The sequence below is a fragment of the Enterobacter sp. SCRI0065 genome, assembly GCF_059766475.1.
On record NZ_JCBAJB010000006.1, the window covers coordinates 136,026 to 154,407 of the forward strand.

Annotated in this window: 11 protein-coding genes; 8 read left to right on the forward strand and 3 right to left on the reverse strand. The window is 54.5% G+C overall.

Translation table 11 applies throughout. The features are described 5' to 3' along the window. The first annotated feature begins 17 nt into the window (after positions 1–17). The 3 genes from glgC to glgP are packed head-to-tail and all read left to right on the forward strand — an operon-like array spanning position 18 to position 5,212. Positions 18–1,313: a glucose-1-phosphate adenylyltransferase gene (glgC, locus tag AC6EMZ_RS16565; protein ID WP_498403770.1), complete on the forward strand. Its 1,296-nt coding sequence runs from the start codon at positions 18–20 to the stop codon at positions 1,311–1,313. After that, on the forward strand, positions 1,313–2,749 hold the full coding sequence (gene glgA, locus AC6EMZ_RS16570; protein ID WP_498403771.1) for a glycogen synthase GlgA: 1,437 nt from the start codon (positions 1,313–1,315) through the stop codon (positions 2,747–2,749). Before glgC ends, glgA begins: the two co-directional genes overlap by 1 nt. A gap of 15 nt (positions 2,750–2,764) precedes the next feature. After that, complete coding sequence (gene glgP / locus AC6EMZ_RS16575; protein ID WP_498403772.1) at positions 2,765–5,212, forward strand: glycogen phosphorylase; 2,448 nt, start codon at positions 2,765–2,767, stop codon at positions 5,210–5,212. Positions 5,213–5,277: 65 nt separating this feature from the next. On the opposite strand, the gene glpD is transcribed toward glgP, so the two are convergent. Then, positions 5,278–6,786 (reverse strand): glycerol-3-phosphate dehydrogenase, encoded by a 1,509-nt coding sequence (gene glpD, locus AC6EMZ_RS16580; RefSeq protein WP_498403773.1) that lies wholly within the window; start codon positions 6,784–6,786, stop codon positions 5,278–5,280. A gap of 253 nt (positions 6,787–7,039) precedes the next feature. Here glpD and glpE point away from each other — a divergent pair, with 253 nt between their 5' ends. The 3 genes from glpE to AC6EMZ_RS16595 are packed head-to-tail and all read left to right on the forward strand — an operon-like array spanning position 7,040 to position 9,024. Next, complete coding sequence (glpE, locus tag AC6EMZ_RS16585; RefSeq protein WP_498403774.1) at positions 7,040–7,372, forward strand: thiosulfate sulfurtransferase GlpE; 333 nt, start codon at positions 7,040–7,042, stop codon at positions 7,370–7,372. Positions 7,373–7,418: 46 nt separating this feature from the next. Further along, positions 7,419–8,249, forward strand: coding sequence for a rhomboid family intramembrane serine protease GlpG (gene glpG, locus AC6EMZ_RS16590; protein WP_498403775.1), 831 nt, complete (start codon positions 7,419–7,421; stop codon positions 8,247–8,249). A gap of 16 nt (positions 8,250–8,265) precedes the next feature. Continuing rightward, entirely contained in the window at positions 8,266–9,024 is a 759-nt protein-coding gene (locus tag AC6EMZ_RS16595; protein WP_498403776.1) for a DeoR/GlpR family transcriptional regulator, read from the forward strand. A gap of 50 nt (positions 9,025–9,074) precedes the next feature. Here the strand turns inward: AC6EMZ_RS16595 and malT are convergent, their stop codons facing one another. After that, positions 9,075–11,780, reverse strand: coding sequence for an HTH-type transcriptional regulator MalT (gene malT, locus AC6EMZ_RS16600; RefSeq protein ID WP_498403778.1), 2,706 nt, complete (start codon positions 11,778–11,780; stop codon positions 9,075–9,077). Positions 11,781–12,364: 584 nt separating this feature from the next. On the opposite strand from malT, the gene malP reads away from it, so the two are divergent. Next, positions 12,365–14,758: a maltodextrin phosphorylase gene (gene malP / locus AC6EMZ_RS16605; protein ID WP_498403780.1), complete on the forward strand. Its 2,394-nt coding sequence runs from the start codon at positions 12,365–12,367 to the stop codon at positions 14,756–14,758. Positions 14,759–14,767: 9 nt separating this feature from the next. After that, the gene (gene malQ / locus AC6EMZ_RS16610) at positions 14,768–16,846 is read left to right on the forward strand and encodes a 4-alpha-glucanotransferase (protein ID WP_498403781.1); all 2,079 of its coding nucleotides are present in this window, start codon (positions 14,768–14,770) and stop codon (positions 16,844–16,846) included. A 41-nt stretch (positions 16,847–16,887) separates the two neighbouring features. Here the strand turns inward: malQ and gntT are convergent, their stop codons facing one another. Further along, on the reverse strand, positions 16,888–18,204 hold the full coding sequence (gntT, locus tag AC6EMZ_RS16615) for a gluconate transporter (RefSeq protein ID WP_498403783.1): 1,317 nt from the start codon (positions 18,202–18,204) through the stop codon (positions 16,888–16,890). Positions 18,205–18,382 lie beyond the last annotated feature (178 nt).

Here is an 18,382-nt window from a genome sequence, read left to right on the forward strand (position 1 = left end):
TAAAAAAGGAGTTAGTCATGGTTAGGTTAGAGAAGAACGATCCCTTGATGTTAGCACGCCAGCTGCCTTTAAAAACGGTCGCACTGATACTGGCTGGTGGACGCGGTACCCGTCTGAAAGATTTAACGATCAAACGTGCCAAGCCCGCCGTTCACTTTGGCGGTAAATTCCGCATTATTGATTTTGCCTTATCGAACTGTCTCAACTCCGGCATTCGCCGCATCGGCGTGATTACGCAGTATCAATCGCACACCCTGGTGCAGCATATTCAGCGCGGTTGGTCATTTTTCAGTGAAGAGATGAACGAGTTCGTCGACTTGCTCCCTGCGCAGCAGCGCGTACACGGTGAAAACTGGTATCGCGGCACGGCGGATGCGGTCACGCAAAACCTCGACATTATTCGCCGCTACCACGCTGAATACATCGTGATCCTCGCGGGTGACCATATCTACAAGCAAGACTACTCGCACATGCTGATCGACCATGTCGAAAAAGGGGCACGTTGCACCGTGGCGTGTCTGCCGGTGCCCGTTGCCGAGGCGACAGCATTCGGTGTGATGGACGTGGACGCTGACGACAAGATTATCGACTTTGTTGAAAAACCGGCTAACCCGCCGACCATGCCAAGCGATTCCAGTAAGTCCCTCGCCAGCATGGGTATCTATATCTTTGATGCGGAATACCTTTACGAATTGCTGGAAGAAGACGACAAAGATGAGAACTCCAGCCACGACTTCGGTAAAGACATCATTCCAAAAATTACCAAAGCTGGCATGGCGTATGCACATCCTTTCCCGTTGTCCTGCGTGCAATCCGATAAAGATGCAGAGCCGTACTGGCGCGATGTAGGAACGCTCGAAGCGTACTGGAAAGCCAACCTTGATTTGGCCTCCGTGACGCCTGAACTGGATATGTATGACCAGAACTGGCCGATTCGTACCCATATGGAATCGCTGCCGCCAGCCAAATTTGTTCAGGACCGTTCCGGAAGCCACGGCATGACGCTGAACTCGCTGGTATCCGGCGGCTGCATTATTTCTGGTTCGGTCGTGGTGCAGTCCGTTCTATTCCCGCGCGTTCGGGTGAACTCCTTCTGCAATATCGATTCGTCGGTACTGCTGCCGGATGTGTGGATTGGGCGTTCGTGCCGCTTACGCCGCTGTGTTATCGACCGTGCCTGTGTCATCCCAGAAGGTATGGTGATAGGGGAGAATGCGGAAGAAGACGCGCGTCGTTTCTATCGCTCAGAAGAAGGCATCGTACTGGTTACGCGTGAAATGCTGCGCAAACTGCAGGTCAAACAGGAGCGATGATGCAGGTTTTACATGTATGTTCAGAGATGTTCCCGCTACTAAAAACGGGCGGGTTGGCGGATGTACTCGGGGCATTACCAGCGGCGCAAATTGCGGAGGGCATTGATACTCGCGTGTTACTGCCCGCTTTTCCTGATATTCGCCGCGGTATACCGGATGCTCAGGTTGTCAGCCGTCGCGATACCTTTGCCGGGCGCATCACCCTGCTGTTTGGACATTACAACGGTGTTGGCATCTACCTGATTGATGCGCCGCACTTATATGACCGTCCAGGTAGCCCGTACCACGATACGAATCTGTTCGCCTATACCGACAACGTGCTGCGTTTCGCGTTGCTCGGTTGGGTGGGCGCCGAAATGGCGACCGGTCTGGATCCCTTCTGGCGTCCGGATATTGTCCATGCGCACGACTGGCATGCGGGTCTTGCACCTGCCTACCTGGCGGCGCGTGGTCACCCGGCAAAATCGGTCTTTACCGTGCATAACCTGGCTTATCAGGGCATGTATTACGCCCATCATATGAATGAAATAGATCTGCCATGGTCGTTCTATAACATGCACGGGCTGGAATTTAACGGCCAGATTTCGTTCCTGAAGGCCGGGCTTTATTATGCCGATCACATCACGGCGGTCAGTCCAACCTATGCTCGCGAAATCACCGAGCCGGAGTTCGGTTACGGCATGGAAGGACTGTTGCGTCAGCGTCAGCGTGAGGGACGTTTGACGGGCATCCTTAACGGCGTGGACGATAAAATTTGGAATCCAGAAACGGACCTTTTACTGGCATCACGGTTTAGTCGGGATTCGGTAGAAGACAAAGCGGAAAACAAACGTCAGCTGCAAATTGCCATGGGGCTGAAGGTTAACGACAAAGTCCCGCTGTTTGCGGTGGTCAGCCGCCTGACCAGCCAAAAAGGGCTGGATTTGGTGCTGGAGGCGCTGCCGGGATTACTGGCGCAGGGCGGTCAACTGGCGCTGCTGGGTGCAGGCGATCCGGTCTTGCAGGAAGGGTTCCTTGCGGCAGCTGCGGAACATCCTGGACAGGTGGGCGTGCAGATTGGCTATCACGAAGCCTTCTCGCACCGCATCATGGGCGGGTCAGATGTCATCCTCGTGCCTAGCCGCTTTGAGCCGTGCGGCTTAACGCAGCTGTACGGACTCAAATACGGCACGCTGCCGTTAGTGCGTCGTACTGGTGGGCTGGCGGATACGGTGTCAGATACGTCGCTGGAGAACCTGGCCGACGGCGTTGCCACCGGATTTTCTTTTGAAGACAGCAATGCCTGGTCGCTTTTGCGTGCGATTCGGCGTGCGTTTGTTTTGTGGTCGCGTCCCTCTTTATGGCGTTTCGTGCAACGTCAGGCGATGGCGATGGATTTTAGCTGGCACGTTGCGGCGCAGTCATACCGCGATCTTTATCAACGCTTGAAGTCGTAAGGCGGAGTCACTGATATGAATGCACCTTTTAGTTATGCATCCCCGACGCTCAGCATTGAGGCGTTAAAACATTCCATCGCCTATAAGCTGATGTTTACCATCGGGAAAGATCCGGTGATCGCCAACAAGCACGAATGGCTGAACGCCACGCTGTTTGCCGTGCGTGACCGACTGGTTGAGCGATGGCTGCGGTCTAACCGCGCCCAGCTTTCGCAGGAAACACGTCAGGTTTATTACCTGTCGATGGAGTTTTTGATTGGCCGCACCCTTTCCAACGCGCTGTTATCGCTCGGTATTTATGACGATGTCAAAAACGCACTGGAAGAGATGGGGTTAGATTTAGAAGAGTTGATTGACGAAGAAAACGACCCCGGTTTAGGCAACGGTGGTCTTGGGCGTCTGGCGGCCTGCTTCCTGGACTCGCTGGCAACGCTGGCGCTGCCGGGCCGTGGCTACGGCATTCGCTACGACTACGGCATGTTCAAGCAAAATATCGTCGATGGGCGTCAGAAAGAGTCGCCGGACTACTGGCTGGAATACGGGAACCCGTGGGAATTCAAACGCCACAACACGCGCTATAAAGTGCGCTTTGGCGGGCGTGTTCAGTTAGAAGGCAAGAAAAGCCGCTGGCTGGAGACCGAAGAGATCCTGGCGGTCGCCTACGACCAGATTATCCCTGGCTACGATACCGACGCGACCAACACGCTGCGTCTGTGGAACGCTCAGGCCAGTAGTGAAATCAACCTGGGTAAATTTAATCAGGGTGACTACTTCGCCGCAGTGGAAGATAAAAACCACTCCGAGAACGTGTCGCGCGTGCTTTACCCGGACGACTCGACCTATTCAGGCCGCGAGCTGCGTCTGCGTCAGGAGTACTTCCTGGTCTCATCCACCATCCAGGATATCCTCAGCCGTCACTATCAGCTGCACAGAACCTACAGCAACCTTGCGGAAAAGACCGCTATTCACCTGAATGACACGCACCCGGTGCTGTCCATTCCGGAGCTGATGCGTTTGCTTATCGACGAACATAAGTTCAGCTGGGACGAGGCGTTTGAAGTCACCTGTCAGGTCTTCTCCTACACCAACCATACGTTGATGAGCGAAGCACTGGAAACCTGGCCGGTTGATATGCTGGGCAAAATCCTGCCGCGCCACGTGCAAATCATCTTTGAAATTAACGACTATTTCCTTAAAACGTTGCAGGAACAGTATCCCGACGATACCGGTCTGCTGAGCCGTACTTCAATCATTGATGAATCCAACGGTCGCCGTGTGCGTATGGCATGGTTGGCAGTTGTCGTCAGCCATAAGGTGAACGGGGTTTCCGAGCTGCACTCCAACCTGATGGTGCAATCGCTGTTTGCCGATTTCGCTAAAATTTTCCCGATGCGCTTCTGTAACGTGACCAATGGCGTGACGCCGCGTCGCTGGCTGGCGCTGGCGAACCAGCCGCTGTCGGAAGTCCTGGATGACAATATCGGTCGCACATGGCGTACCGATCTCAGCCAGTTGAGCGAACTCGAACAGCACGTCGATTTCCCGCTGGTGAACAAAGCGGTGCGTGATGCCAAACTGCTGAATAAAAAGCGGCTGGCGGTGTACATGGCGCAGCATCTGAACGTGGTGGCCAACCCGAAAGCGCTATTCGACGTGCAGATCAAACGTATCCATGAATACAAACGTCAGCTGATGAACGTGCTGCATGTGATCACCCGCTACAACCGTATCAAAGCCGATCCGACTGCCGAGTGGGTGCCGCGCGTCAATATCTTTGCCGGTAAGGCCGCGTCAGCGTATTACATGGCGAAACACATCATTCACCTCATCAACGATGTGGCGAAAGTGATCAACAACGATCCGCAGATTGGCGACAAACTGAAGATCGTGTTTATCCCGAACTACAGCGTGAGTCTGGCGCAGCTGATCATCCCGGCGGCCGATCTTTCTGAGCAAATCTCGCTGGCGGGTACGGAAGCATCGGGCACCAGCAACATGAAGTTTGCCCTGAACGGCGCGCTGACCATCGGTACGCTGGACGGCGCGAACGTGGAGATGCTGGAACACGTGGGTGCGGATAACATCTTTATCTTCGGTAATACTGCGGAAGAGGTGGAAGCACTGCGTAAGCAGGGCTACAAACCGCGCGATTATTATGAGCAGGATGAAGAGCTTCGCGAAGTGCTCACGCAAATTGCGACCGGCGTGTTCAACCCTGAAGAGCCAGGCCGCTACCGCGATCTGGTCGATTCGCTGATCAACTTTGGCGATCACTATCAGGTGCTGGCGGATTTCCGCAGCTACGTGGATTGTCAGGATAAGGTGGACGAACTGTATCGCCATCAAGAGGAATGGGCCGCAAAAGCGATGCACAACATCGCCAATATGGGCTATTTCTCATCAGACAGGACCATCAAAGAGTATGCCGAGAAGATTTGGCATATTGATCCGGTGAGGTTGTAAAACACCCCCTAACCCTCTCCCCATAGGGGAGAGGGTTAGGGGTGAGGGGTATCAGGCCGCACTCGTTAAGACGCTAACGACAGCTCACGCTTTCCCGCGTTCTGTGCCAGCCACTGCGCGATGCGCGACTGCTGCTCGGCATCCAGCCACATCCCTTCTTTAGTTCGACGCCAGATAGCATCTTCAAGACGACGTACCCACTCATGCTCAACCAGATAGCGCAGTTCCGCCTCGTAAAGCTCATGACCAAAATGTTCGCCCAAATCAGCGAGCGCTTGCGCTTCGCCCAGAATCAGTTCCGTATTACTCCCGTAGGTGCGAGCAAAGTGGCGCGCCATTGATTCGGTAATAAACGGATAACGACGACGCAGTTTGGCGGCGTAATCATCACGGTCACTGCCGATATCCCCGCCAGGCAGCGTAGCGCCTTTGGTCCACGCCGGGCCGATGCCTTTGTAGTACGGTGTCAGTTTTTCCAGCGCATGCTCGGCCAGCTTGCGATAGGTGGTGAGCTTACCGCCGAATACCGACAGCAACGGCGCTTGCCCATCAACGTCATGAATATCGAGCGTATAGTCGCGGGTAATTGCCTGCGGTGAATCGGATTCGTCATCGCACAGCGGGCGCACGCCGGAATAGGTCCAGACCACGTCATCACGACCCAGCGGTTTTTTGAAGTGTGCGTTATACACTTTCAGCAGATAGGCGATCTCTTTCTCGTCGATCTCGACGTTTTTCGGGTCGCCGTTGTACTCCACATCGGTGGTGCCGATGATCGAGAACTCATCCATCCACGGAATGACAAACACGATGCGCTTATCTTCGTTTTGCAGGATGTAGGCCTGCTTTTGCGTGTGAACGCGCGGCACCACAATATGGCTGCCTTTGATCAGGCGGATACCGTACGGCGATGGCAAATGCATGCCATCGTCAAAGAATTGTTTCACCCACGGGCCAGTGGCGTTCACCAGTCCACGCGCCTGCCAGCTGAACTTCTCGCCGGTATCGATATCTTCGGCTTCGACAATCCACAGGCCGTTTTCGCGACGTGCTGCGGTGGCGCGAGTGCGGGTTTTGACCTCGCCCTCTTTCTTGACCACCATCTGGGCATTCGCCAGCACCAGACGTGCATCGTCCACCCAGCAGTCGGAATATTCGAATCCGCGCACGATTTCAGGTTTAAGCACCGATTCCGCGCCAAAGCGCAAACCGGTTGAGCTCGGCAGGCTGGTACGTTTGCCCAGATTATCGTACATAAACAGGCCGATACGAATCATCCACGCGGGACGCAAATGCGGGCGATGCGGCAGACGAAAGCGCATCGGGATCGCCAGATGTGGCGCCATTTTGAGTAAAACTTCGCGTTCGGCCAGCGCTTCGCTGACCAGGCGGAATTCGTAGTGTTCCAGGTAGCGCAGGCCGCCGTGGATCAGTTTGGAGCTGGCAGACGACGTCGCACAGGCGAGATCGTTGGCTTCCAGCATCAGTACAGATAAACCGCGTCCTGCGGCATCTGCCGCGATGCCGGCACCGTTGATGCCGCCGCCTATCACAATCAGATCTTTGGTTTCCATATCACCCTCATGCACTTTCGTTAAAGCTCATAAATGTTCGATATCGCTCATAATAGCAAAGGAACGCGTTTTTGGTAACATCAAAAAAACAATTTTGAGTGATAGAGATAACATAATGGCGTTTACCCGCCGCCAGGACGTACACTACGCGGTAAAATAGTGCGGTCAGCTTTTCTCCCTCTCCCTTATAGGAAGAGGGCAGGGGTGAGGGTCAGCAAGCCGCATAAAACCTGAATAATCGAAAGAGAACACCATGGATCAGTTTGAATGTATTAACGTCGAAGAAGCCCACCAAAAAATGCACCAGGGCAAGGCGGTGCTGGTGGATATCCGCGATCCACAAAGCTTTGCGATGGGTCATACGCCAGGCGCGTTTCATCTCACTAACGACACCCTGGGCGCGTTTATGCGCGATAACGATTTTGAAACGTCGGTGATGGTCATGTGCTATCACGGCAACAGCAGCAAAGGTGCCGCGCAATATCTGCTCACGCAGGGTTATGACGCCGTCTACAGCGTCGACGGTGGTTTTGATGCCTGGCATCGTCATTTCCCGGCGGAAGTTGAACATACGTTCGGCGGCTGATGCCGTATACTGTCCCCTTTTGTGTGGAAATGAGCGACTGCTGCCGATGTTGATGATCACCTCTTTTACCAACCCGCGCGTTGCCCAGGCGTTTGTCGATTATATGGCGACGCAGGGCGTTATCCTGACTATTCAGCAACATACCCAAACTGACGTCTGGCTGGCAGATGAAAGCCAGGCGGCACGCGTGAATGCGGAACTGGCTCGCTTTCTTGAGAATCCCGGCGACGCCCGTTACCTGGCCGCAAGCTGGCAGTCCGGCCACACGGACACCGGATTGCATTATCAGCGCTTTCCTTTTATGGCGGCCATCCGCGAGCGTGCCGGTCCCTTTACGCTGCTGTTAATGGCGGCCTGCATCCTGGTGTTTATCATCATGAATGTGGTGGGCGACCAGAGCGTGATGATTGCGCTGGCCTGGCCCTACGATCCGTCCTTGCAGTTCGACGTCTGGCGCTATTTCACCCACGCGCTGATGCATTTCTCGGTACTGCATATTCTGTTTAATCTGCTGTGGTGGTGGTATCTCGGCGGTTTAGTCGAGAAGCGTCTCGGTAGCGGAAAACTGATTGTAATCACCATTATCAGCGCCTTGCTGAGTGGGTATGTGCAGCATAAGTTTAGCGGCCCGTGGTTTGGCGGGTTATCCGGCGTGGTCTACGCGCTGATGGGGTATGTCTGGCTGCGGGGCGAACGCGACCCTGAGAGCGGCATTTATCTGCAACGCGGATTAATCACCTTTGCCGTAGTATGGCTAATTGCCGGATGGTTTGATCTGTTTGGTATGTCTATCGCTAACGGTGCGCACGTTGCCGGGCTGGCAGTCGGGCTCGCCATGGCGTTTGCCGATACGCTGAATGCGCGAAAACGAACATAATTTCCAGGGATATCTCATGAAACAAACACAGCGCCATGACGCGATTATCGAACTGGTTAAGCAGCAGGGATACGTCAGTACCGAGGAGCTGGTCGAGCAGTTTGCCGTTAGCCCGCAGACCATTCGCCGTGATTTAAACGACCTGGCCGATCAAAACCGAATCCTGCGCCATCACGGTGGGGCGGCGCTGCCGTCCAGCTCAGTGAATACTTCATGGCACGATCGTAAGGCGACGCAAACCGCAGAGAAAGAGCGCATTGCTCGCAAAGTGGCAAGCCAAATTCCTAACGGTGCGACGCTGTTTATTGATATCGGCACCACGCCAGAAGCGGTGGCGCATGCGCTGCTCAACCATGAAAATTTGCGCATCGTGACGAACAACCTGAACGTCGCCACTACGCTGATGAAGAAGGATGATTTCCGCATCATCCTGGCGGGCGGCGAGTTGCGCAGCCGGGACGGTGGGATCATTGGCGAAGCGACACTGGATTTTATCTCTCAGTTCCGCCTGGATTTCGGCATCCTGGGGATCAGCGGCATCGACAGCGACGGTTCACTGCTGGAATTTGATTACCATGAAGTGCGCACCAAGCGCGCCATCATCGAGAACTCACGCCACGTGATGCTGGTTGTCGATCACTCGAAGTTTGGTCGTAATGCGATGGTGAACATGGGCAGTATCAGCATGGTGAATACGGTTTACACCGACGTGATGCCCCCGGCGGGTGTGATGCAGGTGATTAAAGATAATAATGTGCAGTTAGAGTTGTGCTGAGTTAGCCTTTCGCCCTCTCCCGATGGGAAAGGGCATCAAATCGCAGAGGATTAAACCCCGTACCCCATCATCTTCAACAATTGCTGCGCATGTTGCACTGCATCCTGACGGTGCGCGACGCCCAGTTTCTGATACAAGTTACGAATGTGCGTTTTGATCGTGGTCGCCGCGACCGCTAGTTCGCCCGCAATTTGCTCATTGCTATAACCTGAATAGATAAGCCCAAGTACCTGCCATTCACGCTGGGTGAGCGGGCTGGTACGAATCAGTTCTGGCACTTCTGGGTGGTTCAGCAATCGTTCGACAAAGTTCTCGTCGAAATGGGCAAACTTGTGGCGATGATGCTGGTTGATCTCGCGCAGAATGCGCTGGGCGCGATGCTGATCCAGTTCCGGCAGGGTATTGAGCTGGATAAGCTGACGCAACTGCTGAGCCATGACTTCGCCTTCAATGACAAAGTGGCTGATAAATCCGGTGCGATTGGCTAACTGCAATGCTTCCAGCAGTACGCGCTGGGCATCGTTTTTGCGTCCGGCCTGCCAGTAAAGCTGATTGAGCAGCAGCAGGTTGCGGTTCAGATCGCTCATCAGACGCAGGCTGCGGGCATTTTCATTCAACTCTTCCAGCACAATTTCCGCCGGATCAAATTCACCCAGCAAAATCTGGACACGGGCGATATTGCGCCACTGGCTTTGCAGGAAGTGGTTATTGGCAAATTCTGGTTTCGGCGTCTGACGCAGCCAGTTGGCCGCAGACTTTTTATCGCCGATCATTTGCCAGTAAATCACCCGGACTTTATCGGCGTTAGAAACCCAGTCGCTGTGATATTGACCGTTGCCGAGCAGGTTTTCCAGACGGTTAAGGTGATTGCGGGCGTTATCCAGATCGCCTCTCGCCAGCGAGCATTGCACCAGCAGCGTCAGGCACTGGAGCTGTTGCTGGGGCTGATAGGTAGACAGCACGTTCACGCCGTGACGGGCCGTGGCTTCTGCTTCGTCAAGACGCGCCCACGCCCACAGCAGCTGGGCACGAATGCGCAGCAAAAACTCGTGCATCGGCAACTGTTCCAGGTGCTGATCGCGAATCAGCTGGAATGCTTTTTCCTGCGTTTCCCACGCGGCCTGCAAAAAGCCCTGGGCAAATAAAATTTCGCTTTGTTGGATCATGCTCCACAGCGCGTAATGCCAGACGTCGTGGCGGCGCGCCATCTGCTCGGTTTGCTGCATCAGCGACAGTGAACGGGTGAGATCGCCTTTGCAGTGCAGCACTTCGCCATGAACCGAGGTGGCGACGATACGGCTGTAATAGTTTGCCAGCGGTAGCTCGTCGAGGGCGATCATCGCCAGACGCTCGGCTTCCACCGGGTCACCATCGTTAATCGCGACCTGCGCCCGCAGGGCGTTAAATTCGCCGTGCAGCGTGGCATCCATTTCGCCTTGCATCTCTTGCTCAGCGCGGGCCAGCAGGGTATTGACCTCGCTGTAACGATGCTGGCTTTGCATCAGCCAGGCCTGGAGCAATACCAGACGCGGGTTGTCCAGAAGGCTTTCCCACGGCAGTGCGCGCAACGACTCTTCAAGGAGCGTCAGTTCACTATGGTTAAATAAACCCCACGCGTGATTCAGCAGGATATCGCGCAGCATATTGGCATCACCAGCGGCCAGGGCATGGTGGATGGCTTCGCTCGGGGAACCTTGCGCCATCCAGCTTTCAGCGGCGGCGCGATGGACATCAGGTAGTTCGGTCGCCAGCTCCCACTGACAGCGCTGGCGCAAGAAATTGCCAAACAGCGGATGGAAGCAGAACCATTCGCCTGAGTCGTCCATACGTTGCAGGAACAGGCCCTGACGTTCAATTTCTTCAAGGCGCATCTGCCCGTTGTCTTCACCGGTGACGCGCACAATTAGCGCATCGTTCATTGAGCGAAGCAGCGAGCTTTTCAGCAGGAAGTGGCGGGTCGCAGGGTCGACGCTGTCGAGCACTTCATCGACCAGATAATCGGACAGATGACTGGCGTTAATACCTGATAAACGGCGCGCCGACTGATGCGTCGGGCTGTTGTTTTGTCGGGCTGAGAGCGCGATAAGCTGCAATGCGGTCGCCCAACCTGCAACATCGTCACACAGGCGGCTACTTTCGGCGGCCTCGATCGGCGAGGTCAATCGGCAGTCAAAGAACTGTTTCGCTTCCTGATGGTTAAACGCCAGCTGTTGGCTGCCCACTTCTAAGAGCTGATCGCGCACGCGCAGGTTGGCAATACCAAGCTGTGGCAAATTGCGCGACAGAACCACCAGCGTCAAATTTTCGGGCTGATGGCGCAGGAAGAAGCGCATGGATTCGTGAATAACCGGGTTGGTGATCAGATGGTAATCATCAATCACCAGAAAAAGCGGACGATGCCATTCGGCAAGTTCGATAAACAGCTGGGCGAAAAGAGACGATAAGCTGGCGTACTGGCGTTTTTGGACCATCACTTCGCTGGTCACGCAGTGCCCGTTCGTCGCCTGCTGAATAGCGGCAATTAAATAGCTGGCGAAACGCTCCTGCTGGTTATCACCCTCATCAAGAGAGTACCAGCCAAGATCGCTTTTACCGGCTGCCCATTGTGAAATGAGCGTTGTTTTTCCATACCCCGCAGGGCTCGTCACCAGCGCCAGTCGGAAATTGTTCGCGCCGGAAAGTTTCGCCAGTAGGCGTTCGCGGACCACAGTATGGTCAAGACGAACCGGGCGACTTAATTTGGACGGAATCAACATAAGTGTTCACTTCACTGTGGGAAACGAGGAAAACGATTTTTTTTGGGCTTCGTAATTAATAGATATAAGGTCGGCCAGAAAGAGAACTATTGCAAGTTATGTCCGTCTTTTGTGTCCTCGAATTTGCACTCTGTCACAAATTTATTTCTCTAGTGAATGGAACTTTCGCAAAGTACTTGTAAGCCGCATGGGTACTGGCTTGCGTCACAGTGACGATAGTGGGTCATTAAAAGCACAAGTTGCTAAATTATCGGCCACGCTAATTAATTTTCACTATCATTACGCTGGCGAAATATCCTGCTGACAGGCACGAAATAATGAGAAATATTATTTCAGTTGCGCGATCGTTTCTGTATACATTAATTTTGAACGAAACGTCATTTCATTTTTTTGACACTCTTCCCGGTTATCTTTTCGTCGTCCCGGCACACTCAGTCTATGCTCAAGAGTGGCCTCGATCACACTTTTACGCTCATCCCCGCTACTCCTCCCTGTCTAATCCCCGACAGGATGAGGAAGAGGCGTAATGAGCCAGGCACACTAGCGTCAATATGTTTTCTTTCTCTACAGGATGCCGATTCCCTATGTCACAGCCTACTTTCAACAAAGCTCAATTTCAGGCTGCCCTGACGCGTCAGTGGCAGCGATTTGGTTTACATGCTGCCGAAGAGATGACGCCGCATCAGTGGTGGCAGGCCGTCAGCGGCGCGCTCGCCGAACTGCTCGGCGCTCAGCCTGCGGCAAAGCCGGTCAAAGGGCAGCGCCATGTTAACTACATTTCGATGGAATTCCTGATTGGCCGCCTGACCGGCAATAACCTGCTGAATCTCGGCTGGTATCAGGATGTGAGCGAGGTGCTCAACGAGCACAATATCCATCTGACCGATCTGCTGGAGGAAGAAACCGATCCGGGCCTGGGCAACGGTGGCCTGGGGCGTCTGGCGGCGTGTTTCCTCGATTCAATGGCGACGGTCGGGCAATCTGCGACGGGCTATGGTCTGAACTATCAGTACGGTCTGTTCCGCCAGTCTTTTGCCGAAGGGCATCAGATTGAAGCACCAGACGACTGGCATCGCGGCAGCTATCCGTGGTTCCGCCACAATGCACAGCTTGATGTGAACGTCGGTATTGGCGGGAAAGTCACAAAGCAGGGTCACTGGGAACCGGGTTTTGTGATTACCGGGCAAGCCTGGGATCTGCCCGTGTTGGGCTACCGTAACGGGGTCGCGCAGCCGCTGCGCCTGTGGCAGGCGACGCATGCCCATCCGTTTAACCTCACCAAATTTAACGACGGCGATTTCCTGCGTGCCGAGCAGCAGGGAATTGACGCCGAAAAGCTGACCAAAGTGCTGTACCCGAACGACAATCATCTGGCGGGCAAAAAGCTGCGTCTGATGCAGCAGTATTTCCAGTGCGCCTGCTCTATCGCTGATATTTTGCGACGCCATCATCTGGCCGGTCGCAAGCTGGCGGAACTGCCGGATTACGAAGTTATTCAACTGAATGATACCCACCCGACCATCGCCATTCCTGAGCTGCTGCGCGTACTGATCGACGAGCATCAGATGAGCTGGGATGATGCCTGGGCCATTACCAGCCGCACCTTCGCGTACACCAACCACACCCTGATGCCTGAAGCGCTGGAGTGCTGGGATGAGAAACTGGTGAAAGCGCTGCTGCCGCGTCACATGCAGATAATCAACCAGATCAACGACCGATTCCACGTGCTGGTAGAGAAAACCTGGCCGGGCGACAAGGCGGTCTGGGCGAAGCTTGCGGTGGTACATGACAAACAGGTGCGCATGGCGAACATGTGCGTGGTGAGCGGATTTGCGGTGAATGGCGTTGCGGCGCTGCACTCCGACCTGGTGGTGAAAGATCTGTTCCCGGAATATCACCAGCTGTGGCCGAACAAATTCCATAACGTGACGAACGGCATCACGCCGCGCCGCTGGATCAAACAATGCAATCCGGCCCTTGCCGCACTGCTGGATAAAACGCTTAAAAAAGAGTGGGCTAACGATCTCGATCAGCTGATCAACCTCGAAAAACAGGCTGATGATGCGAAGTTCCGCGCCAAATATCGCGCCATCAAGCTGGATAACAAAGTGCGTCTGGCGGAGTTTGTCAAAGTCCGCACGGGTGTTGAAATCAACCCGAACGCGATTTTCGATATCCAGATTAAGCGTCTGCATGAATACAAGCGTCAGCACCTGAACCTGCTGCACATTCTGGCGCTGTATAAAGAGATCCGCGAGAACCCACAGTCAGACCGCGTGCCGCGCGTGTTCCTGTTTGGGGCAAAAGCCGCACCAGGTTACTACCTGGCAAAAAACATTATCCTCGCCATCAACAAAGTGGCTGAGGCGATTAACAACGATCCGGCGGTCGGCGATAAGCTGAAAGTGGTCTTCCTGCCTGATTACTGCGTCTCCGCCGCTGAGCTGTTAATTCCTGCTGCGGATGTCTCTGAGCAAATCTCGACGGCGGGCAAAGAAGCGTCTGGCACCGGTAATATGAAGCTGGCGCTGAACGGCGCATTGACCGTGGGTACGCTGGACGGTGCGAACGTTGAAATCGCCGAGCAGGTGGGCGAGGAGAATATCTTTATCTTCGGTCATACCGTGGAGCAGGTAAAAGCCCTGAAGGCTAAAGGCTACGATCCGCTGAAATGGCGTAAAAAAGATAAAGTGCTGGATGCCGTATTGAAAGAGCTGGAAAGCGGTAAATACAGCGACGGTGATAAGCACGCGTTTGACCAGATGCTGCACAGCATGGACAAACACGGTGGCGATCCGTATCTGGTGATGGCCGACTTTACGGCTTATGTCGACGCGCAGAAGCAGGTCGATGTGCTGTATCGCGACCAGGAAGCCTGGACCCGGGCGTGTATTTTGAATACCGCCCGCTGTGGGATGTTCAGTTCTGACCGTTCAATTCGTGATTATCAGGCCCGTATCTGGCAGGCAAAACGCTAAGGAAGCGCGATGGACAGCAAACGTCTGGATAATGCCGCGTTGGCGGCGGGGATCAGCCCCAGCTACATCAATGCTCACGGTAAACCGCAGTCAATTGGTGCTGAAACCAAAAGACGTTTGCTGGATGCCATGCATAAAACCAAACCCGTCGCGAAAGCGGCGGTAAGCCCGATAGCTAACGTGATGGTCTTCACTTCGGGCAAAAAAATGCCGCTCATGATTGAAGGCAAAGGCGAGTTTAGCTGGCTGTTAACCACCGAAGACGGGCAACAGCATAAGGGCCATGCCATTGGCGGTAAACATCTTAACCTTCCGGCAAAACTGCCGGAGGGCTACCACACCCTGACGCTCACTCAGAATGACCAACGCGCCCATTGCCGGGTGATTGTCGCGCCTAAACGCTGTTACGAACCGCAGGCGTTGCTTGAGGGCAAAAAGCTGTGGGGCGCGTGCGTCCAGCTTTATACGCTACGCTCGGACAGCAACTGGGGTATCGGTGATTTTGGCGATCTGAAAAAGATGCTGACTAACGTGGGCGAGCGCGGCGGGGCGTTTATCGGTCTTAACCCGATTCATGCGCTCTATCCGGCCAATCCGGAAAGCGCCAGCCCTTACAGCCCGTCGTCGCGTCGCTGGTTGAACGTGATTTACATCGACGTCAACGCATTAGACGATTTCAAAAATAACAAAGACGCTCAGGCGTGGTGGACACTCAGCACAACGCAGCAGATGCTAAAACAGGCGCGAGAAGCGGATTGGGTCGATTACTCGACCGTGACGTCGCTAAAAATGGCGGCGCTGCGCCTGGCGTGGAAAGGGTTCTCGACGCGTAAAGATGAGCAGATGGCGGCGTTCCGCCAGTTTGTCGCTCAGGAAGGTGAAAGCCTTTACTGGCAGGCGGCGTTTGACGCACTGCACGCGTATCAGGTGAAAGAGGACGAGATGCGCTGGGGCTGGCCGGTATGGCCGGAGGCGTATCAGTCCATCGACTCACCGGATGTTAAAGCATTCTGTAAGAAGCACGTCAATGAAGTGGACTTTTTCCTCTGGTTGCAATGGCTTGCTTATAGCCAGTTTGCGGCCTGCTGGCAGGAAAGCCAGGGCTACAATATGCCGATTGGCCTGTATCGCGATCTGGCGGTTGGCGTGGCGGAAGGCGGGGCGGAAACCTGGTGTGACCGCGAGCTTTACTGCCTGAAAGCATCAGTAGGCGCGCCGCCAGATATCCTCGGCCCGCTGGGGCAGAACTGGGGCTTGCCGCCGATGGACCCGCACGTGATGGTCGCGCGTGGCTACGAGCCGTTTATCGATCTGCTGCGCGCCAACATGCAAAACTGCGGTGCGTTGCGCATCGACCACGTCATGTCAGTGCTGCGTTTGTGGTGGATCCCGTATGGCGAAACGGCAGACCACGGTGCCTATGTTCATTATCCGGTGGATGACCTGCTCTCTATCCTCGCGCTCGAAAGTAAGCGCCACAACTGCATGGTGATTGGCGAAGACCTCGGTACTGTGCCGGTTGAAATCGTCAGTAAATTACGCGACAGTGGCGTTTATTCCTACAAAGTCCTTTATTTCGAGAGTGATCATGAGAAGACGTTCCGTTCGCCGAAAGCGTACCCTGAACAATCAATGGCTGTCGCGACAACGCATGATCTTCCTACGCTGCGAGGCTATTGGGAAAGCGGCGATCTCACGCTTGGCAAAACGTTAGGGCTGTATCCTGACGAAATCGTCCTGCGCGGGCTGTATCAGGATCGCGAACTGGCAAAGCAAGGCCTTCTGGATGCACTGCATAAGCATGGCTGTCTGCCAAAACGCACCGGGCACAAAGCCTCCTTGATGGCGATGACCGCCACGCTAAATCGTGGAATGCAACGCTACATTGCAGACAGCAACAGCGCGCTGCTGGGCCTTCAGCCGGAAGACTGGCTCGGCATGGCGGAGCCGGTGAACATTCCGGGCACCAGTTACCAGTACAAAAACTGGCGACGTAAGTTGTCTACTACGCTTGAGAAGATGTTTGCCGACGATGGGGTGAACAAGCTGATTAAGGATTTGGACAAGCGCAGAAAAGCGAAGAAGTGATAAAACAAAGAACCCGCCAACCGGCGGGTTCTTTTTTGCTCTTAAATCACCATATTCAGCAGCAGTACCCCAACCAGGCCGCACACCGAGATAATGGTTTCGAGCACTGACCAGGACTTGATGGTCTCACCAATCGTCAGGTTGAAGTACTCTTTGAACAGCCAGAAGCCCGGATCGTTCACGTGGGAGAAAATCACGCTACCGGAACCGACCGCGATAACCATCAGTTCTGGGCTCACACCCGTTGTCGCAATCAGCGGCGCGGCGATACCGCCCGCAGTAATTGCTGCGACCGTCGCTGAACCCAACGCGATACGCAGAACCGCAGCAATAGACCATGCCAATACCAGCGGAGAAATATTCGTGTCATTCATCATGGCAGCGATGTATTTGTCCACGCCGCTGTCTACCAGCACCTGCTTGAACGCGCCGCCACCGCCGATGATCAACAGCATCATGGCAATAATTTTGATGGAAGAGGTCAGCGTTTCGTTAATCTGATCCATGTTGCGCCCGCGGTTCAAACCAAAGGTAAAGAGCGCAATCAGCACCGCAATCAAGGTGGCCATAACCGGGTCGCCCAGGAATTCGGCAACGGACAGGAAGGCGTGGCCTTTTGGCAGAACCATTTCCGCTACGGCGCGCATCGCCATCAGCACAACCGGCACCAGAGAGGTCCAGACGCTGACGCCAAAGCTCGGCATCTCTGCTTCAGTAAAGGTTTTCGCGCTGTACAGACCTTCCGGGATTGGTTTGTCGATACCTTTCAGGCAGCGAGCAAATACCGGACCGGCCAGGATAACGGTCGGGATGGCCAGAATCGTACCGAACAGCAGGGTTTTACCCATATCAGCGTGGAAAATGGTCGCGATAGCGGTTGGACCCGGGTGCGGTGGCAGGAAGCCGTGAGTCACCGACAGCGCTGCCGCCATCGGCACACCGACGTACAGCAGTGGGATATTGGCCGACGCCGCGATGGTGAATACCAGTGGCAACATCAGCACGAAGCCCACTTCATAGAACAGTGCAAAACCAACGGTAAAGCCGGTTAATACCACCGCCCACTGGATGTGCTGCTTACCAAATTTGGCAATCAGGGTTGTCGCGATGCGCTGTGCACCACCGCAGTCTGCCAGCATTTTACCGAGCATGGCACCGAAGCCCATGATCAGCGCCAGGCTGCCGAGCGTTCCGCCCACACCTGCTTTGATTGAGCTAATGACTTTTACCAGCGGCATGCCTTGCATCAGACCGACTGCGAGCGCCACCAGAACCAGAGCGATGAAGCCGTTCAACTTGAAACGGATCATCAAGAGCAGTAATAAGACAACACCGATAGCTACGATGACTAATGGCATGATTGACCTGGCCTATGAATTGTTATGGGTAACGTCATTTTTTCAACGACACTTCCGATTGTCCCAACTGGGAACAGAACGATAACGGCACTAACGCTGATTGCCTGCGAAACCATTAAGTTTAGACGGCTGTTATGAGGGTGCTTAGTGCCCACGAGAATGATACGGGTAACATATA